11 protein-coding genes are annotated in these 19,004 nt (G+C 61.0%); 3 read left to right on the top strand and 8 right to left on the bottom strand.

Features of this window, described 5'->3' with window-relative positions; translation table 11 throughout:
- Positions 1–9: 9 nt before the first annotated feature.
- The 4 genes from PXH66_RS05190 to PXH66_RS05175 form a co-directional block, all read right to left on the bottom strand.
- On the bottom strand, positions 10–3,747 hold the full coding sequence (locus tag PXH66_RS05190) for a translocation/assembly module TamB domain-containing protein (protein ID WP_330928501.1): 3,738 nt from the start codon (positions 3,745–3,747) through the stop codon (positions 10–12).
- A 24-nt stretch (positions 3,748–3,771) separates the two neighbouring features.
- Entirely contained in the window at positions 3,772–5,847 is a 2,076-nt protein-coding gene (locus PXH66_RS05185; RefSeq protein WP_330928500.1) for a M3 family metallopeptidase, read from the bottom strand.
- 67 nt (positions 5,848–5,914) lie between these two features.
- The gene (locus PXH66_RS05180) at positions 5,915–7,726 is read right to left on the bottom strand and encodes a TonB-dependent receptor (RefSeq protein ID WP_330932257.1); all 1,812 of its coding nucleotides are present in this window, start codon (positions 7,724–7,726) and stop codon (positions 5,915–5,917) included.
- 188 nt (positions 7,727–7,914) lie between these two features.
- Positions 7,915–8,148, bottom strand: coding sequence for a ferredoxin (locus PXH66_RS05175; protein WP_330928498.1), 234 nt, complete (start codon positions 8,146–8,148; stop codon positions 7,915–7,917).
- A gap of 161 nt (positions 8,149–8,309) precedes the next feature.
- On the opposite strand from PXH66_RS05175, the gene PXH66_RS05170 reads away from it, so the two are divergent.
- Together PXH66_RS05170 and PXH66_RS05165 are read left to right on the top strand one after the other, a co-directional pair.
- Positions 8,310–9,245 (top strand): rhomboid family intramembrane serine protease, encoded by a 936-nt coding sequence (locus tag PXH66_RS05170; protein ID WP_330928497.1) that lies wholly within the window; start codon positions 8,310–8,312, stop codon positions 9,243–9,245.
- Positions 9,246–9,318: 73 nt separating this feature from the next.
- Positions 9,319–11,604 carry a carboxy terminal-processing peptidase gene (locus PXH66_RS05165; RefSeq protein ID WP_330928496.1) on the top strand — a complete coding sequence of 762 codons (2,286 nt, stop codon included), beginning with the start codon at positions 9,319–9,321 and terminating at the stop codon, positions 11,602–11,604.
- 14 nt (positions 11,605–11,618) lie between these two features.
- Here the strand turns inward: PXH66_RS05165 and prmC are convergent, their stop codons facing one another.
- Positions 11,619–12,476 carry a peptide chain release factor N(5)-glutamine methyltransferase gene (gene prmC / locus PXH66_RS05160; RefSeq protein WP_330928495.1) on the bottom strand — a complete coding sequence of 286 codons (858 nt, stop codon included), beginning with the start codon at positions 12,474–12,476 and terminating at the stop codon, positions 11,619–11,621.
- The gene (gene prfA / locus PXH66_RS05155; RefSeq protein ID WP_330928494.1) at positions 12,473–13,603 is read right to left on the bottom strand and encodes a peptide chain release factor 1; all 1,131 of its coding nucleotides are present in this window, start codon (positions 13,601–13,603) and stop codon (positions 12,473–12,475) included. The genes prmC and prfA overlap by 4 nt, the downstream gene beginning before the upstream one ends.
- Positions 13,604–13,748: 145 nt before the next feature.
- On the opposite strand from prfA, the gene PXH66_RS05150 reads away from it, so the two are divergent.
- Positions 13,749–14,795 carry a haloacid dehalogenase-like hydrolase gene (locus PXH66_RS05150; RefSeq protein WP_330928493.1) on the top strand — a complete coding sequence of 349 codons (1,047 nt, stop codon included), beginning with the start codon at positions 13,749–13,751 and terminating at the stop codon, positions 14,793–14,795.
- Positions 14,796–14,878: 83 nt separating this feature from the next.
- Here PXH66_RS05150 and PXH66_RS05145 read toward each other — a convergent pair whose 3' ends face one another.
- Both PXH66_RS05145 and PXH66_RS05140 read right to left on the bottom strand, forming a co-directional pair.
- Positions 14,879–16,513, bottom strand: coding sequence for a FecR domain-containing protein (locus tag PXH66_RS05145; protein ID WP_330928492.1), 1,635 nt, complete (start codon positions 16,511–16,513; stop codon positions 14,879–14,881).
- Positions 16,514–16,688: 175 nt separating this feature from the next.
- Complete coding sequence (locus PXH66_RS05140) at positions 16,689–18,935, bottom strand: adenylate/guanylate cyclase domain-containing protein (RefSeq protein WP_330928491.1); 2,247 nt, start codon at positions 18,933–18,935, stop codon at positions 16,689–16,691.
- Positions 18,936–19,004: the final 69 nt, after the last annotated feature.

The raw sequence follows: 19,004 nt of genomic DNA, 5'->3' as shown, positions 1-19,004 counted from the left end.
GAAACCAACTTAACGCGGTGCATCGGCGACCTCCTTATCAGTCGACGCTGCCGCGTCTTTCGGGGGACGGGGATACCATTTCCATTTGATACCCGCGTTGTAGTAATCGAACTCATCGTATTCACCCGTGACGGTCCAGCGGTCATCCAACGCGTAGCCGAACCGGTAGGTCTCCTTGCCCCGGCGCGACAGCTTTTCGCCGCTCGTGACCGTGAGGCGATCGCCCGCTTCCAGACCCAGAATATCGCCGACCAGTTCGCGCCCCAGATACATGCCCAACTGCAACGCCCGGCGGCTTTGCGTGTATGACACCTCATCCTGCGGCGCGACCCCCGCCATCACGAACAACAACACATCCGACGCCGGCAACGCCGGGTCGGAGGACAACTCCAACCGGGGATCGCTCGCCGACCCCGACAATTCCATCAGCAAATCATACCCCAGCCGCTTGCCCGAACCGCGCAGGCTGACCTGAGGCTCGTAGGGGTTGGCCGCCGTCAGTCGCGCCGAACCTTCCTCAATGTTGAAGGTGGCAAACGGCAGCTTCACCACCCCGGAATCCACCGTCACCTCTCCAATCGCCCGCGGCGTGCCCAACGTGCCATCGAGGTGAGCGTCGATCGACGCCACGCCCGCCAGCACCGGCGTGCGCAGGCGCATGAATTCCTCCCCGTGCAACTTCACATCCAGCGACCAATCGGCAAACGGCGCGATATCCACGCTAAAATACGGCGGTCGCGCGGAGCGACGATCACCGCCGCCCGTGGGCACCAGCGAACGCACGTCGGCCAACATCAAACCGTCGCGCAAGTGCACTTCTCCCGTCACCGCCGACGCCCCGTTGGCCTCGGTTTCCACCATCAAGTCCAAGTCCCCCCGCAACAACAGTCCCGTGCGCCGCACCAGCGGCAGGTTGGTGCCCTTCAGCGCCACTTCCAACGCCAACGGTCCGTCCACCGGCCAATCGGCCGACCCGGTCAACGTCACCGGCTGTCCGCCCATCAGCGCGCGTATCCGCGTAATGGTGACGGTGCGATCATGGAAGGAAAGATCCGCCTCGATGTCCTGCAAAACGCCCAACGGGCCCAACGGCCGCGACACCGCGCCGCGCAACCGCAATGCCCCGTCGACTTGCTCGCCGGCGGAAAACGAGAGTTCCATGCTAATGCGTCCCGTCGGCACGAGATAGTCCGGCACGAGCCGGGCGATCGAGGCAAGATCGGCTTCCGGCAGTTCAAAGCGACCCTGACCCTGCGCCCGCAAATACGCGATGGGATCGTCGCGCAGGTCCGACCAATCCTCAGAGGTCAGCGGCAAACGTCCGCTCATGCGCACCGGGAACGAGTCGACTTCCGCGGTCAGGTTTTCCACCGCCAGGCCCACGCCGTCGGCCGTCAACGTGGCTTGCAGATTTTGAATATGCGGCCATGTCACGCCTCCGATTTTTTCGGAAATTCTCAACTGCTCGATCGAGATCGTGCCGTCGCCTTGCGGATCCTCCCACGTGCCGGAGAGGTTCACCGCGACGTCGGGCCGGCGCAGGGTGACTCCCGTCAGCTCGCCCACCGCCATCCAAAATTCCGGATTGGGCAATAGCACGGCATGCAGTTGCAACGCGCCTGACTCATCGATGATCACCGGTTTCTCCCGATTCAGGCGCAATTCCATCGGCAATGAGCCACTGACATTCGCGAACTGACGCCCCCCCTGCCCGACCACCAAACGATCGATCAGCAAGGTGTGCCCATCACTCGACGTCTGCACATCGACGACCACCGCGCCCACTTCGGGCAACGTGACCTCCCCTTTCATTTGCGAGGAAAACTGTAGCTGATCATTCGACCAGCGCACGGTGATCAACGAATTCTCAATGCGCGGCCACTCCGCCGGCATGTTGTTCCACCACGCTTCCAACCACGCGAAGTCCGGCGTGCGCGCCTCATAGGTTAATTCTCCCTCGGTTGGAGTCGCGTGGCTCACCTGCAACGCTCCGGCCCGGCCGGACAAATGCAGATCTGCGATCATCCATTCCGGCGACCAGCGCACGCGAGCCGGTTGATCCAATTGCAGGGCCACCTCATCGTCACTATGCAACGTAAGGGTGCGCACGTCGAAGCCGTCGTCCATCAATGTTGCCTGAGCTTTTAGCACCGCATCCCGATCGTCCGGTGTGGCGATGAGCCCGACGTGGGTGCCGCTGTCGTCACGCGTCGAATTCAGCTCGAGCTTCATCGGCGGCATTCCCGGGATCTGCACCGCCGTTACTTCGGCCTCCCCCTCGAACGACAACGCATCCCACGCGCCGCGGGCGGATCCTTCCGCGTCAAACGCTTTAAACGTGATCCCAGCGGGCAACCACGGCGTGGCCGAATCCGCCTCAATGGACGCTTTGAATTCCGATGATTCCAGCCGCTGAGCCTCCAGGTCTCCGCTCGCGACCAAGTCCACTCGACTGCCCGCCTCGTCGCGAATGTCCACTTTACTGAGATTCCAGTGCGGCCACTCCAAACGTCCTTCGATATTCGCCGACGCCACCGACCACTCGCGCACCGTCACCTCCTTCGCTTTGAGTTCCCCCTCCACGCTTGGCCAATCGTTGGCGAGCGGAGTCACCGTAACCTCGCCTTCCACCGTGCCTCGCCCATCGCCCCACGGCAGTTCCTCGAGATTCGCCTCCACTTTAAAATGCGAGGGATCTTGCTCCGCTCCGGCGGCACGACTGATGCGAAATGGCTGATCGAGCTCCGCCGCCAAACCGGGCATCGCCAGATGCAACTCGGAGATCTCGGCTTCGTTGATGGAACCGCTCGCCCGCAGGTTTCCATGAATCGCCGGCAGATCAAGTCCCTCCAGCGGCTCGCCATGGGCCGTCACGGTGATTTCGGTGAAGCGACCTGCATTCCACGCGATGAAGGCATCCCCACGCAAAACCCGGACATATTCCGCCAACCCCACCCGTTCGCCTGAAAGCTCCCACGAGTTGTCGGTCTCGGCCCGCGCGAAGTCGGGAATCCAGCGACCGGAAGCGAAACCTGCGACCACGTGCAAGGGTTGCTCGTGCCACTCGCCGACAAGCTCCAGCTGGGCGTTCTCCTGCTGCGCGGTTCCCGTGATACTCCACGTGCCAGCCGGATCACGGGCCCTGATTGACCAATGTTCGTCGCTGGTGGTGTGCCCATTCAAGTCTCCCGCGATTCGCTCCAGCGCGACATCGGCGGCCAAGCCGCGATACTGAACGTTCTTGGCCTCAAGCATCCGGCTATCGGCGGATGCTTCCGCGACCGTAATTTTTTGCCCCGCGCCCCATTGCACTTCACCGCCGTCCAAAGTCACCGGTGGGAGGAGCCGTGCCAGCTGATGATGCATCTTGAGCAGGGGTTGGAATGAGACCGCCCAATCCTCGGAAGGCGGTTTGGGCGACGGAGTCCGGTCAGCGTTGGTGTCGGGATCGACCGCCACCTTGAGCCCCGAAACGGCGATCGGACTGGCGTCGTGCTTCGACCACCACCAGGCCAGCGGATGCGGCGCCGCCACGTGGTCCACCTCCACCGTTACACCGTCGCGCTCATACCGCACGTCGGTCGCCGTCCACCGCCCGTAGCCCGCCGTCGCATACTCGCCAAAGGTCACCCCATATTGCTCGGCGACGGGACGTGCCGCCGCGCCGAGCCACCAGGGCAGCGTTAAAACACCCAGACCGATCAGCCCGAGCGCGCTACCGCAGATGATGAGAATTTTCCTTCGCAAAATAAGAGACGCCGAGCGCCGAGATCAGTCCGCCACGAGCAGTCCCGAACGCTCCAACAAGGCGTTGACCTCAGGGTCCCGACCACGGAAAGCGCGAAAGAGTTCCGCCGGGTCCGCTGAGTTGCCCCGGCTGAGAATGTGACGCACGAAATCCGCGCCCGTATCCGCATTGAAAATACCTTCGTCCTTGAAGCGGCCAAAGGCATCGGCATCCAGCACCTCCGCCCACTTGTAGGAATAGTAACCCGCCGCGTAGCCCGTCGGGCCGCTGAACAAATGCCCAAAACGGTAAACCATGGGACGTCCCGGCGGTTCCGTCGGCACCATCGTGTCGGCGATCGCCGCACTGATCTTGGCGTCGAGTTCTGTCGGCTCGCCGATGAACGCGTCGGTCTGCATGTGCAACAGCAGGTCCATTTTGGCGAACTGCACCTGGCGAATCGTGGCGCACGCGGAACGAAAGTTCCGCGCGGCGATCATCTTCGCGAACACCTCGTCCGGGATGGTTTCACCGGTCTCGTGATGGCGGGCAAACAGGTCGAGACTCTCGCGCTCCCAGCACCAGTTTTCCATGATCTGCGAGGGCAGTTCGACGAAGTCCCACGCCACATTGACGCCGTTGAGCGACTTGATTTCCACCTCGCCCAAGAGGTGATGCAACAGATGGCCAAACTCGTGAAAGATCGTCTCCACTTCGCGATGGGTCAGCAGCGCGGGTTTGCCGTCGGCCGGTGGCGTCATGTTGCCGAGGATGTAGCCCAGGTGGGGCAAGCGCGACCCGTCGGACTGCGGGCCACCCGTGATGAGATATCCCATCCAGGCTCCGCCTTGCTTGGACTCCCGCGGATGCCAGTCGGCGTAGAACGATCCCACGTGTCGATCATCGCGGTCGCGGATCTCATAGAACTTCACTTCCTCGTGCCAGACCTCGACCTCGCCCGCCGGACGCTCTGTGATACGCAAACCAAAGACACGCTCCGCCAAGGTAAACAGCCCGCCAATGACGCGATTCATCGGCAAATAGGGCCGCAGAATTTCATCATCAAAATCGAACTGCTGCCGGCGCAGTTTCTCCGCCCAGAACATCACTTCCCACGCCTTGAGCGGCCCCACCGGTTCGCCGGTCTGATCGGCTTTGAAAGCTTCGAGTTCGGCATTCTCCCGCGCAAACGCAGCGGCGGCTTTGGTTTGCAGGTCGACAACGAAATCCAACGCGCGTTGCCCGCTTCCGGCCATCCGGCGCGCCAGCACGTGATCCGCGAAATGCGGTTGGCCCAGGAGCTTCGCCTCTTCATCCCGCAGCGCCAGAATGCGGGGCACGAGCGGACGGTTGTCGTGCTCCGTCGTTGCGCCCACCGCAGTCGACGCCGACCACATGGCGCGACGCAACGCTTCGTCCTCGGCGTAAACCATCACGGGTTCGAGCGACGGCATTTGCAGGGTGAAACGCCATGCCGGTTTGTCCGCCGTGCCGAGTCCCTTGGATGCCGCGGACCGACGCGCCGATTCGCGCGCATGCGCTGGGATTCCGGCAAGGCGGGTTTCGTCCTCGATCACGATTTGCCAGGCATTGGTCGCATCGAGCACGTGTTCGGAATAGCGCTGGGTGATCTGGGCCAGCTCGGTTTGAATCGCTTCCAATCGCGCCCGTTGTGCGTCAGGTAAATCGGCCCCGGCCTGGCGAAAATCGGCAACCGTCTCGTCAATGAAACGGCGATGAATGCCTTCGTGAGCCTGACCGGCGGGCGACTCCGCATACGCGCGCAGCCGCGCCCACAAATCCGGATTGAGTGCGATCCGGGCGAAGAACGTCGAAACTTCCGGCAGCACTTTGTTGTGCGCCTCGCGCAGCGCGGGTGAATCCGCGACGGATTTCAGGTGAGTGACTTTGCCCCACACCAACGTGAGCGACTCCGTGGCGCGTTCCAGCGCCAGGAAGGTATTGTCGTAGGTCACCGCGTCGAGCGGCAGCGTGGCAAGGGCGTCGAGGGCCGCTTGCGCATCAGTGAGCGCTTGACGCACGCCGGGCTCGACTTGATCGGCCGTGAGCGTGGACCAACGAATTTCAAAATCGGGTGAAAGGAACGATGAATCTGCCATGAAGTGAACTCACACAATCCACTCCCCCACTGATCGCAAGCCAGCCGAAGCCGACTGCGGGCAATCGCTACCACCGCCAACGGGCGCCCACGGCGATCAAACGCGGCGCGGCCGGCACGGCGGGAATTTCCTCGAAATCGGAATCCCACAGGTTGTCGACCTGGAGCGAGAGCTGAAGTTGTCGCACCCAGGGCGTGCGCCAATAAACGCCCAGCGAACTGAGCAGAGTCCGTTCGGTGTCATTCAACCGCAAGGGATTCGCTTCCTGCCACCGCAGCTCGTTATCGAAACGAACCTCAAGGTTCTCATCGACCCGCCACACGACGGCCGCGGTAAATCGATGATTCGGGAAATTAAGTGCGTAGAAACTGCCGTCCACCGGGGCACGGCCGTAGTCGGCGGATTTTTCCAGCCAGCTATAGCCCAGAATCAGATCAAACTTTTCGCCGCCCCGCCGCGCGAAAACCTCGACTCCCGCAGTTTCGAGATCAACCGCCGCTGCCGAGCGGGCCCAGAAATCGGAGCGAAACGTCCAATCAATCAGCTCGTCATCCCAGCGATAAAACGCGCCGATCGAGCCCGTCCATGCCCCGGCGGCAAATTCCCCCGTGAGGTCGAGGGTGCGACTCGTGGCCCGGTCGAGCACGGGATTGGCCCGAAACAAGCCGCCATTGGGATTACCCGCCACGGCCGTGTAGCTGGGGGCTTGCGACGCCGTGCTGTAGCCTGCGGACCATCGGCGCCAAGTCCCCGAAGGGCGCTCCAGGGCCACTTCGATCACCGGTGTCATGGCATCGGCGCCGCGGTTGGTGGTGTCGTAACCGAGCCCGGCGCGCAAGTGAAGTGAGTCCCCCGTTTCCAGCCATGATGAGCCGTTGTAGTAAGCGCCGGTCGTGAGATGAGTGCGGCTGTAGAAACTACCAAAAGTCAGCGACGTCGATTCGAGTTCATCGGCCAACAGCCACAACCGTGCGTCGATGGAACTGCCTTCCGTGAGCACCCAATGGAGTTGCCCGCCCGCCGCCGTGACCTGCGCGGTATGCTGAAAGGGCGGCACCGGGCCGACGGGCGCGTAGCGGTTGTAGGCGTAGTTGTCGTCGTTGCGGCGGTAATACGCGCCGATCTCCACCTTGCTGCCGTCGTCGCCGATCTGCTGCGCGTGGGTGCCGAGGATGAGCAACGTCTGGATGTCTTCGGTCTCGGGCGAATTGAATGGCGTGTAGAGGTTGGGCCAGCCGAAGAATTTGTCCTGATAACCCACCACGACGTTGGTCGCACTGCGTTCGGTCACGCGTTGCACGCGCCCCGCGTAGCGCGAAATCTGATGATCGGCGTCGGCGAAAGGTCCGTCCGAGTGGGAAAATCCCGCCCCCACGTCCGCCGCCCAGCCACCGCCCAACGCCACGCCCGCCAAAACGTCGGCGCGATAGGTGTGCCAATCACCAATCCCGACGCTGAGCTCGCCGCCGACTCGCACCGGTTGCCAATCATAAGCCACCCCGCCGGCGGTCGCGTTCCAACCGCCCCCCACGGCCAAGTCGGCCCCCACCGCGATCGTCGGCGGCGACATCATGCCCGGGACGATCGGCAACTCGCTCGTGTAGTGTCCGGTCTGCGGATCGTATAACGGCACCCCGTCGAGCACGAAACCGGTATTGGCAAACGTGCCGCCCCGGATGGCGACGTCGGCCTGACCTTCGGCAAAATTCCGGGCCTGCAAGTCAACCGCCGGCGCGTAACGCAGCGCCGACACCGGCGTGACGATGGTGGCCACCGGTTCCTGATTGGCCACCCGCGGCGAAAGCACGGTGAAAGGCGATAGCTCCGCAACGGAGGCATCATGCACGACTTGGGCGGAGATCGAAACTGCGGCCCCCACCAAACTCAAAATTAGACTCGAACGCTTTAGCACGCTATCGGGCCTAGCGGTCCGAGCGGCTGAATCAAGCGCTTGTTAGTATAATTTCTATTTTTCTTAACAACCCATCGAGGGCATGAAAAACCCCGGCCGAATCGACCGGGGTGAAATTGAGGCGAGCGAAGCTCGCGGGGACGGTCAGGCGACGCTCAGGCGCCGTCTTCCCCGATGGCCTCGACGGGACAGCCCTCGAGTGCTTCCATGCAAAGCGCAACCTCTTCTTCATTGGTCGGTTGCTTATGCACGTAGGAATATCCCCCATCATCGTGACGGGTGAAAAAATCCGGGGCGGTTTCACGGCAAAGGTCACAGTCGATACATTGCTGATCGACATAGAATTTGCCAGCTACGTTCTCTTCCCATTTGTCGTCTTTGTCTGCCATAAGTTGGGACGCACAAAAGAGAATCCGACTAGGGTGTCAAGCGGGCGGCCCGGCCGAGATTCAAATATTAGCAGACTGCAATCCGCCCGATGCTGAAAACAGTTATCGATAATTACCGGAGCAAACTTGTCAGGTCGCCCGGAACCACCTAAGTTCTTCCGATGCTCTCAGACCGGTCCTACATGCGCAACGACTACGCGCGGCCGACAACGTCGATCATCACATGGATCATTTGCGCGACGATTGCGGGATTTATTCTGCAAAACGTGTTCTGGAAGTGGCTGGGCGGATCGGCCGGGCGCAGTTTTGACCAGCTGCTCGCCCTTTCCGTGGATGGAGTGAAGTCCGGATTCATCTGGACCCTGTTCACCTACAGCCTGCTGCACAGCATGATGAGCTTCCTGCACATCGTGTTTAACATGCTGTTCGTGTTTCTGCTCGGTCGGGAGTTGCTGCCGCTACTCGGCGCGCGGCGGTTCACCATCCTCTACTTTGGCGGCGTGCTCGTGGGCGGTGTCTTTTGGCTCGTGACCAACTGGACCCACGGGGGCGTGTTGATTGGCGCCTCGGCCGGTGTTTTCGCGCTGCTCATGATGTTTGCCGCGCTCAACCCGAACCGGCCGATCACCTTCCTGCTCTTTTTCATCATCCCGGTGACGATCAAACCCAAGTGGCTCGTGATCATTCTGGGCGGCATCGACCTGATGGGATTCTTGTTCACCGAGATTCCCGGCACTCAGGGCATGGGCGACGTCGCCCACTCCGCTCACTTGGGCGGTCTCGCCGCCGGTTGGTTGTTTTTCCGATTCGTGCACCAACGGGAGTGGGCCACCCCGGACCGGGCACCGTCCATGGAACTGCCCGCGTGGTTGCGCCGCTCCTCCCGACGTGCAGCCAAACCCACCGCCTACAAAGTCAATCTTTCGGGCGATACGACCTCTGCCTCCGCCACGGATACCCAAACCGTCTCACGCGAAGACTTGCGCGCGGAGGTCGACCGCATTCTCGATAAAATCAACAGCCAGGGTTTTGGCGCGTTGACCGACCGCGAAAAACAACGCCTCGACGAGGCTAAGGATCTGCTCAAACGCGGTTAATCGCCCTCGTCCCAGCGGACTCGTTCGTTGTTTTTCTGAAACCTTTTCACTCAAACCTTTTCCCAAAGCCTACATGATCGTGTTGCCCCGTCGTTTCGTCGCACTCCTCACCGCCTCGCTGATCGCCCTATCCTCCGGGATGCTGGAAGCCCGCCCGGATCGGACTTTCACGCTCACGCGTTCCGAGTCCAAGGAGATCAGTAATTTCATCCGCCTGCTTGAAGAAGCGCATTACAATCGCGAAGCAGTCACGGCGGCCTCCTACCCGCCCATTGTGACGACGTTCATGGAGGACTGGGATGCCCAACACCTTTTCTTCCTCAAGTCCGACGCCGACAGCTTCAACACCCAGTTCGGCGAAGAACTGTATTGGAACGTGCGCACACTGGGGAATATCGACCCGGCGTTTCAAATGTTCCAACGCTACGAGGACCGCGTCGAGGCGCGCACCGCTTGGGTGTTCCGTCGGCTGCAGGGAGAGTTCGATACCGGCACCAGCGAACAATTCAAAGTCGATCGCAGTGAGGTCAACTGGCTCGCCAATGAATCCGAAGCCGACGCCGTCTGGGAGAAACGACTGCTCTTCGAGATCGAACAGGAGCTGCTCAACGATCGCGACATCGACGAAGCCAAGGAACGCGTGCGCAAACGCTACGAGCGCCGCTTGAAGAATCTGGCCGACATCGAGACGCACGAAATCACAGAGCTGTTTCTCACGAACATCGCCCAGCTCTACGATCCCCACTCCACCTACTTTTCCGCCGAGACCTTCGAGGACTTCTCCATTCAAATGCGTCTCCAGCTCGTCGGCATCGGCGCGTTGCTGGGCATGGAGGAAGATGAGTGCGTCATCAAAGAAATCATCGCCGGCGGCCCGGCCGATTTGGACAAGCGCCTCAAGCCCAACGACAAGATCATCGCCGTTTCCCAGGACGGCAGCGAACCGATCGAATTGATCGGCATGAAGCTCCGCAAAATCGTCGACAAGATTCGCGGCGAACGCGGCACACCCGTCCACCTCACCATCCAACCCGCCGATGCCGTCGACGCGTCCGAACGGAAGGAAATTATCCTCACTCGTGATGTGGTGAACCTCGACTCCGCCCGGGCTCGCGGCGCGATCTTTGAAGTGCCCGACACCAAGGGCCATACCAAGTCCGTCGGCGTGATCTCCCTGCCCACGTTCTACGGTCCGGACCCCTCCAACACCGACGGAGCGCAAAACAGCGCCACCGCCGACATCGCGGAACTGATTTCCCAGATGCAGGAAACCGGCATCGACGGACTCGTGCTTGATCTGCGCGACAACGGTGGCGGCCTGCTCAGTGAAGCCATCGACCTCACCGGACTGTTCATCGAACAAGGTCCGGTCGTTCAAGTCCGCTCCTACTACGGCGACATCAAGGTCGACGAAGATCAGGACAGCTCCGTGCGCTACGCCGGCCCCCTCGCCGTGCTCGTGTCCAAGTTCAGCGCCTCCGCCTCCGAAATCGTCGCCGGCGCCCTGCAAAACTACGGCCGTGCGGTCGTGCTCGGCGACAGTTCCACCCACGGTAAAGGCACCGTCCAAACCGTCTACGAAATGCGCAACCTCGACCGCCGTATGCTCATGACCGGTGAAAAAAGTGGTGCCGCCAAATTCACCATTCAGAAGTTCTACCTGCCCAGCGGTTCCTCCACCCAGCTCAACGGCGTCGTGCCCGACATCGTGCTGCCGTCGATTGAAGACGTGATGGAGTCCGGCGAGCGCTTCCTGCCCCAAGCCTTGGTCTGGGACGAGATTCAAACCACCGAGTTCAACGGTGCCCCGCTCGACGCCCACATCCTCTCCCCGTTGCGCGAAGCCAGCCTCGCCCGGCGCGAGTCGCTGGAGGAGTTCAAGTTTCTCCAGGCCAACATCGATTGGTTCACCGCCCGCCAAGAGGAAAAATTCATCTCGCTCAATCTGGATCAACGGATTGAACGCCGCGATGCCGACAAGGCCTTTCGCGAGCAAATGGACGAGCGCCGCAAACGCCTCCGCGAAGAGAATTTTGCCTTCACCGAGTTCCTGCTAACGCCTCCGGAAGACCAGTCCCCCGACCCGGTCGAAGTCGCGGACGAAAAAATCGAGACCGCGACCGAGCTTCCCGCGCCTGCCACCACCGCATTGGCCGACGCCGAGACCAGCGCAGATGCAGACGACATGGATGGGGAGGTTCTCAGCACCGACGAAGAACCCGAACCCGAAGGCTACGCCCGTCTCGACGTGCACCTGCGCGAAGCGCTGCGAGTCATCGTCGATGCCGTCGAGATCGGCAACAATCCCGTCTACGCCGATCATGCTCCGTTGACCGCCCGCCCTTCGTCGGGCGGTTGAGTCAGCTGCCGTCCCTAAGCAGACGGCATCCGCGCAAAAACGAAGCGATCCCGGCCGGTCAGATCCTGCCGGGATTCCACGCGGTCAAAACCCGCCTGCTCCAACTTGGCCACCAGCATCGCGTGCTGGGCAATTCCCGCCTCCATCGCGAGCAGCCCGTCGGGCAGCAAATAGGTCGCGGCGTGACTGATGATCACCTCGAAGGCATCCATGCCATCACTCGCCGTGGAAAGCGCCACCGCCGGTTCGTGATCCTTTACCTCGGGCGCCGTGGCCGCCACCTCCGCGGTGGTGAGATAAGGCGGGTTAGCAACAATCAATCCGAATCGGGAATCGTCCGGCATCGCGGAGAACCAATCGGATTCGAGCATTTCGACGCGTTCGGTAAGGCCGAGCGCCTCCCGATTCTCCGTCGCCAGCGCCAAAGCCTCGGCCGATACGTCGAGCGCGACCGCTTTGGCGTCCGGCCAAGCATGCGCCAACGCCAACGCCAACGCGCCGCTGCCGGTGCCCAAATCGGCAAAATAGTCCGGCGGCGTGGTCGCATATTCCGTGCGCAAGAGCTCCACCAAATACTCGGTTTCCGGCCGCGGAATCAGGGCGCGGGAATCCACCTTCAGTTCGACGTCGCCAAATTCCACCGAGCCGATGATATGCTGCAGCGGCTCCCGCTGCGCTCGTCGCCTCACCATCGGTCGAATCAGTTCCAACTCGGCTTCCGGCAACAAGCGCTCGAATTCCATGTAGAGCTGCATGCGCTTCAATCCCAGCGCGTGACCGATCAGCAATTCGGCGTTCAGCCGCGCATGCTCGACTCCCTTGCTTTCGAGGAAGCCGGCCGATTTTTGCAAAACTTCGAGCAAACTGATCATGCCTGCCGTGCTGAACCCGTTGTCGCCCACGCCGGCATCGCCGCCTGCCCCTCACTCAGCGCCGCCAGTTTCATGGCCATGTCTTCCTGCATGAGTGCCGTCACCAGCGGCTCAAACTCGCCTTCCATCACTTGCGGCAAACTGTGCAACGTAAGTCCGATGCGGTGATCCGTGACCCGGCTTTGCGGAAAATTGTAGGTGCGAATGCGCTCGCTGCGATCGCCCGTGCCGATCTGCCCCTTGCGCTGGGCGGCGTATTTCGCGCGCTCCTCGTCTTCCTTGATCTTCAGCAAACGCGCCCGCAGCACGGTCATGGCCTTGGCCTTGTTCTTGATCTGCGAACGTTCGTCCGCGCAGTAAACGATGGCCCCGGTCGGCTTGTGCAAAATCTGCACCGCCGAGTCCGTGGTATTCACGCCCTGCCCCCCCGGACCACTCGCCCGGGTGACGCTGATTTCCAAATCCTGGGGATCGATCTCGATGTCCACTTCCTGCGCCTCGGGCATCACCGCCACCGTGACCGTCGACGTGTGGATGCGTCCGTTGGCTTCGGTCACGGGCACGCGTTGCACCCGGTGCACGCCGCTTTCAAATTTCAACTGACGGTAGACTTCGTCGCCCGTGATTAGCGCGATCACTTCCTTGTAGCCGCCGCGTTCGGCTTCGCTGGACGACATCGGTTGGACCTTCCAACCCTGCGTGTCCGCAAATCGTGAATACGCCCGATAGAGCTCGCCGCCGAACAACGCGGCTTCGTCCCCACCCGTGCCGGCCCGGATTTCCAGCACCGTGTTACGCGAGTCGGTCGGCTCCGGCGGGATCATCGCCACCAACACGTCTCGCTGCAGCTGTTCTCGCGCGGCTTCGTTCTCCGGCAATTCCATCTCGGCCAGCTCCCGCAGATCCGGATCGGCTTGGTCGTCCTTCAACATGCCCCGGGCTTCTTCAATCTGGCGATCGAGCACGGTGATCTTGTCGTAGTCCGCCACCAGCCGGGCCATGCGCTGCTGGTCGCGAGACACCGTGGCGGCCCGACGTGGGTCCGCGAAAAGATTGGGATCGCTCATTTGAGCGTCCAGTTCATCGAGACGACGGCGGAATGGAGTGATATCGGGAAGATCGGACATGCAGTTCGGGAAGGGTCCATAAGGCGCAAAGCGGCGCTAAAAGGAAGAACGAACCGGGGATTTTGCGCTTTGCGCTCTTCGAGCCACGCTCCATCGTGCCCCCGGAGATTCGTCGCGGCACCACGAATCCGACCGACACCTGACCATGGCTACCACGCTTTTCACGCAAAACATCATCGCTTGCATCTGGGACTTCGACAAAACGCTCATCCCCGACTACATGCAGGCCCCTCTCTTCAAACGCTTCGGTGTCGACGAGGATAATTTTTGGGCCGAGACCAACAGTCTGGTGCCGCACTACAAGAAGCGCGGTTATCACATCTCGGGTGAAATCGCCTACCTCAACCACCTGCTCACCTACGTGCTGTCCGGTGAAATGGCGGGTCTGAACAATCGCATCCTTCGCGAGTGTGGCGGCGATATTCAGTTTTACCCGGGGGTGGCCGACTTTCTCGATCGCAGTCGCACCTTCGTGCGCGACAAGCCGGAATACCAAAAACACGACATCGCCTTGGAACACTACGTGGTCAGCACCGGTTTGGCGGAGATGATCCGGGGCAGCTCAATCGCGGACAAAATCGATGGTGTGTGGGCCTGCGAATTTGTGGAAAATCCGCTGCAACCAGGGTTCCTGAAGCAGGACGAGATGTCACTTTCGGCCGAGGCTGAGATCGCGCAAATCGGCATGGTCATCGACAACACGACCAAGACGAAGGCCATTTTCGAGATCAACAAAGGCACCAATCGCAACGCCGCGATCGATGTGAATTCCAACATCAAGCCCGAGGACCGCCGCATCCCCCTGCAGAACATGATTTACATCGCGGATGGTCCCAGTGACATCCCCAGTTTTTCCGTGGTCAAAAAGGGCGGCGGCAAGGCGTATGCCGTCTACAATCCCGACTCCACGGGTGAGTTCGAACAGAACGATCGTCTGCGCCAAGTCGGCCGCATCGATCACTACGGTGAAGCCGATTATCGCGCCAGCAGCCCCACGGCGAAATGGTTGCGACTCCAGATTCATGGGATGTGCGACCGCATCGTCGCAGATCGCGAAGCTGCCGTCGCGCAACGTGTGTCACGCCCGCCTCGTCATTTGTCCGGCGAAGACGATGATCGCAAAAAATCCAAAGGTGCCGCTCCCAGCTTGAAGCAGTCCGACTTCCTGGACGGCGAAAACCCGGACACCTAAGCGATCTGGCCGCTTTGCTCCCTCAAAAAAAACGCCCGGCGGTGACCGGGCGTTAAGTTTTTCTCAGGCGGACGACGGCACCATCAACTGGAGGTGCTGACGTTCCCCACTTCGTCAAGGTCGGGGATCTCCGGAACATCTTCCGGCACCTCGGGCGTTTCGACCGGAGTCTCCTCGGCCGGAGTTTCCTCGGCTGGCGATTCTTCTTCGCTCGGAGCCTCTTCCTCAATCGGAGCTTCATCCTCGGCCGACGCTTCTTCTTCCGCGGGGGCTTCTTCCTCCACGGGAGCTTCCTCTTCCGTGGCGTTTTCGTCCTCGGCGGGAGTTTCCTCCGCCTCTTCCTCCGCAGACTCTTCGGCTTCTTCTTCGGCGGCTTCTTCTTCCGCCTCTTCCGCGTCTTCCTCGGCCTCTTCCTCGTCCGTCGCCGTTTCTTCCGTGGCCGCTGTTTCTGCGGCCGCAGCCGTTTCAACGTCTTGCGCCACCGTGTTAGCATCCACCGTCTCCGTGCTACCGGCCGCCGCCGACGCGGTGTTGGCCGTCGTGGCGAGAGCTTGCGCTGTGGTCTGGACATTTGCTCCAGTCGAGCGAGAGACCGATTGCACCACGCCGGTCACCACTTGGGATGCAGCTGCCGGATTGGCCGTCACTGCGGTTTGCACCACGGCATCAGCGGATTCCGGGGCCACCGCGGTCGCGGCCGTGGCAATTTCAGCCGCGGCTCCGGGGTTGGAATTCACGGCGCCTTGCACCACCGCTTGGGCTTGAGTGGGGGCTGCGGTCGTCGCGGCGGTGGTTACAGCGGCGGCGGAGGACGGGTTGGAGGCCACAGCTGCTTGCACCACTGCTTGAGCCGATGCAGGAAAGGCGGCGGTGGCCGCCCCGGCAATCTCAGCAGCGGCCGCAGGATTCGTGGCGACCGCCGCGGTCACCGCGGTTTCGGCCATGGCTGGATTCGCCTCGGTGGCCGCCGCGGCGACGGACGAAACCAGTGCCGAATCGCCTGTTTCGGCTGCGGCCTGACCGGCGGTGGTCACGACCTGAGATACGGTTTCCGACGTCACGCCCGAGTCCGGATCCGCCGCCAGACTCGACACGGCGGAGGCGGTGGCTTGCACCACGGCACGCGCAACAGCGGCTGTCGCCGGGTTGTTCATCACGGCGGAAAGTGTGGTGGCCGCACCGCCACTCGAAGCTTGGCCGGGAGAAAGGGAGACGGGCAAAGGAAACTCCGGAATCTCGACCGTCACCACCCCCGCCGAGACCGTCACCAAAACGTCGAGACCGTCCACACTGATCGTGAAATTGGTGCCTCGAGCAGCGGCGACTCCTTTGGGGGTGCGCACTCCGTAATCATTCGTGGCCCGCTTTTTGGGATCGAGATTGGCGACCAAATTGCCGCTGCGCAGATCCAAGACGGTCTTCTCCTTATTGTCCGCCGTGATTTCGACTGTCTCGATTTCAAAAATGGACTCCGCTTCGGCCACGGTAATCGTGCCCGTGAAGGTGCGCAAAAAGAGTTTGGTGCCTTCGCCTACGAGAATGAGTGACCCGACCGGCACCTCCTGACCTTCCTCCAGCACGGTTTCCTCGACTTGATCGGGCAAGAGCACGGTCGCCGACTTTGCTCCGGTCATGCGAATTACTTTCGCGGTCTGCGCCGAAATCGTCGCGACCCAAAACAAGGCGACTAAAACGGTTAAAATACGCTTGGTTTTCATACTATTGGCAGGCGGGTAACTTAAGTTCTGGTGAGAAGACGTGCGGTGAAATTGTAATAAATGTTATCGAATTGCGAGAAGAGTTCACAAAAGAGACCTTTTTCAACCTGCCTTCAACGGTCCGACGGCATCGATAGAGTTGTAAATCATTACCAGCATTTTATTAATGGAATTTCTACTTATCGGTCATGGTGTAGACGCCATCCCAGTTCGGGCCCGGGGGATGCTCCGCCATTTCTGCCACAATATCGAGGTAGACCAACGACGGAGATGATTTTACCCCGGCGGCGTCCCCCGGCAGCAAGCGCTCGAGCTTTGCACTTTGCTCAAACAAAGCCGACGCGCCCATCCAGTCGCGCGCCAGATAGCGGGCTAAACCGCGCTCGAACAGCGCCACTCCACGCAGGGTTTCAGCGGTCAGCTTTTCACGCCGCCCGATCACTTCGTGAATCGGAACCGCCTGTGTGCGCCCCTTCACCACGATTTTACCCAACGACCGGAAAACAATGCTGTCGCCGCCGTGCTGCTCGCAAGCTCGTCGCGTTTCCTCCGTGACCATGTTGAACACTCCCCAACTTTTTGCCCCGCTCTCCATGCGCGCGGCCAGGTTCACGTTGTCGCCCATCATGGTGTAATCAAACCGCGTCCGACTCCCCATGTTCCCGATCATGCATTCGCCCGTGTTGAGACCGATTCGAGTGCGCATCTGCCGCACGATCGCCGGCCATTTGTCCCCAGCTTCGATCCACTCCGCGCGCAGTTCCTCCAATTTTTCCTGCACCAGAATACTCGTGAGACACGCGCGATAGGCGTGGTCTTCCAACGGCACCGGAGCGCCAAACATGGCCACCACCGCATCGCCGATGTATTTATCGAGCGTGCCGCCCTGCTCTCGAATGATGTCGGTGCAGGCGGTCAGATACTCGTTGAGCAGCGCCACCAATTGACGCGGGGGCAATACCTCCGAGAACGCGGAAAAACTTTGGATGTCCGAAAAATAGGCCGTGATTTCCGCCTCCATCCCTCCCAGTTCGGGATTTTTCCCGGAGTCCACCATTTGCTGGATCACCACCGGCGACAGATAACTGCCAAACATGGAACGCAGTTGCGCTTTGGATGACTGTTCGACCAACACCCGATGCACGATCAGCACGAATTGCAGGATCACAAAGCCGAGCAAGGGAGCCGCCAATGGGATCCATCGGTTGTGCTCGATCCAGGCATCGAACGTGAACCACGTGTAGGCCAATAGCGCCGCAACGGTGAACAACGACATCAGGAAAATGGAACGTCGGCGCAGCAGCAAAATACCCGCATACCCCACGATCAATGCTCCTCCCCAAACGTGAAAAGGATCAGTGGGCTGCACATAATCGCTCTCCAAAATGTTGTTGAGCACGTTCGCGTGAAGCAAAACCAGCGGACTCAAATCCGCCCGCGGCGATGGACCCGCGTCGGTCGAAAATTCACCGACCATGACAATTTTTCCGTCCATTGAAACGGGCGGACGCACGTCGGCTTCCTTCGCCACATAGGTTTGAAACAAAGCGACCATCTGGTCGAAATATTCGATGGTCGGCATCTCGATCCCGATCGGATCGTCGGGCTCCATTTTTTCGTAGCGGTAATTCACCAACAACTGCCCCCGGGCGTTGATCGGAATCCGGCGGTTATCCGCTTTCGGCCCCAAATAGATTCCGTCTCCCAAAACAATCCGAACTTCGTCGACGTCCACTTTCCAGTAGCACATCGCCGTTTGCAGGGTGAGCGACGGATACACTCGATCACCCAACCGCACCAACATGGGCATTTCCCGCACGATACCACCGGCTCCCCGCGGCGCATCGACCGTCCCAAAGTAGCCGTTCTCCCGCAGTCCGGGAAACGGTAAGGTCGCCTCGGGCTCCGTCGCCAGTGCTTCCCGCGGACCCTCAATTCGATCGAACGCCTGCGTTAGTCCCGGAGCGCTCAAATCATCACCCGTCGGATCCGCACTCGACACCGCCGCAAACACCACCGGCACATTCGCTTCCCGGGCCGCGACCGTCGCATCCGTGAAATCCAGATCCGATTCGAGGTCCAACGACACCCCGGTGCGGTCCACGCGGTTGGCAAAAATCACATCCCAAACCCAGACACGGGGCTTTTCGTGCAACGCCATCATTTGCAACTGGGCGTGATACGCGCGCCGAAACGGCCACGGCTCGATGTTGTTGGTGGAACGATCACCGATGCCCACCACCAGAATCTTATCGTTCGGGGCCGGCTGTCCCGCTTCCGCTCGAACCCGGGTGCGCCAGTCGAGCGTGCGCCACTCCAGTCCATCGAAGAACGCAAACTGCGCCATGAGCCAAGCGAACCCGAAGCACAGTAGCGGCGCGACGAATACCAAGTCTTGGACTGCAGGGGCACGTAACTTCATCGCACGACGCTCACGCTGCGCCCCCCGTCGCCATTGCCAAGGGAGAATTCCGTCCGACTTCCCGCCCGG

Source organism: Synoicihabitans lomoniglobus (assembly GCF_029023725.1).
Lineage (GTDB): Bacteria > Verrucomicrobiota > Verrucomicrobiia > Opitutales > Opitutaceae > Actomonas > Actomonas lomonigloba.
This window is presented reverse-complemented; position numbering and strand designations above follow the sequence as displayed.

Excerpts from the sequence above, each read along its gene's own strand:
- PXH66_RS05185 (WP_330928500.1), bottom strand. The coding sequence starts at position 5,847 with ATGGCAGATTCATCGTTCCTTTCACCCGATTTTGAAATTCGTTGGTCC.
- PXH66_RS05175 (WP_330928498.1), bottom strand. The coding sequence starts at position 8,148 with ATGGCAGACAAAGACGACAAATGGGAAGAGAACGTAGCTGGCAAATTC.
- PXH66_RS05170 (WP_330928497.1), top strand. The coding sequence starts at position 8,310 with ATGCTCTCAGACCGGTCCTACATGCGCAACGACTACGCGCGGCCGACA.
- PXH66_RS05165 (WP_330928496.1), top strand. The coding sequence starts at position 9,319 with ATGATCGTGTTGCCCCGTCGTTTCGTCGCACTCCTCACCGCCTCGCTG.
- prmC (WP_330928495.1), bottom strand. The coding sequence starts at position 12,476 with ATGATCAGTTTGCTCGAAGTTTTGCAAAAATCGGCCGGCTTCCTCGAA.
- prfA (WP_330928494.1), bottom strand. The coding sequence starts at position 13,603 with ATGTCCGATCTTCCCGATATCACTCCATTCCGCCGTCGTCTCGATGAA.
- PXH66_RS05150 (WP_330928493.1), top strand. The coding sequence starts at position 13,749 with ATGGCTACCACGCTTTTCACGCAAAACATCATCGCTTGCATCTGGGAC.
- PXH66_RS05145 (WP_330928492.1), bottom strand. The coding sequence starts at position 16,513 with ATGAAAACCAAGCGTATTTTAACCGTTTTAGTCGCCTTGTTTTGGGTC.
- PXH66_RS05140 (WP_330928491.1), bottom strand. The coding sequence starts at position 18,935 with ATGAAGTTACGTGCCCCTGCAGTCCAAGACTTGGTATTCGTCGCGCCG.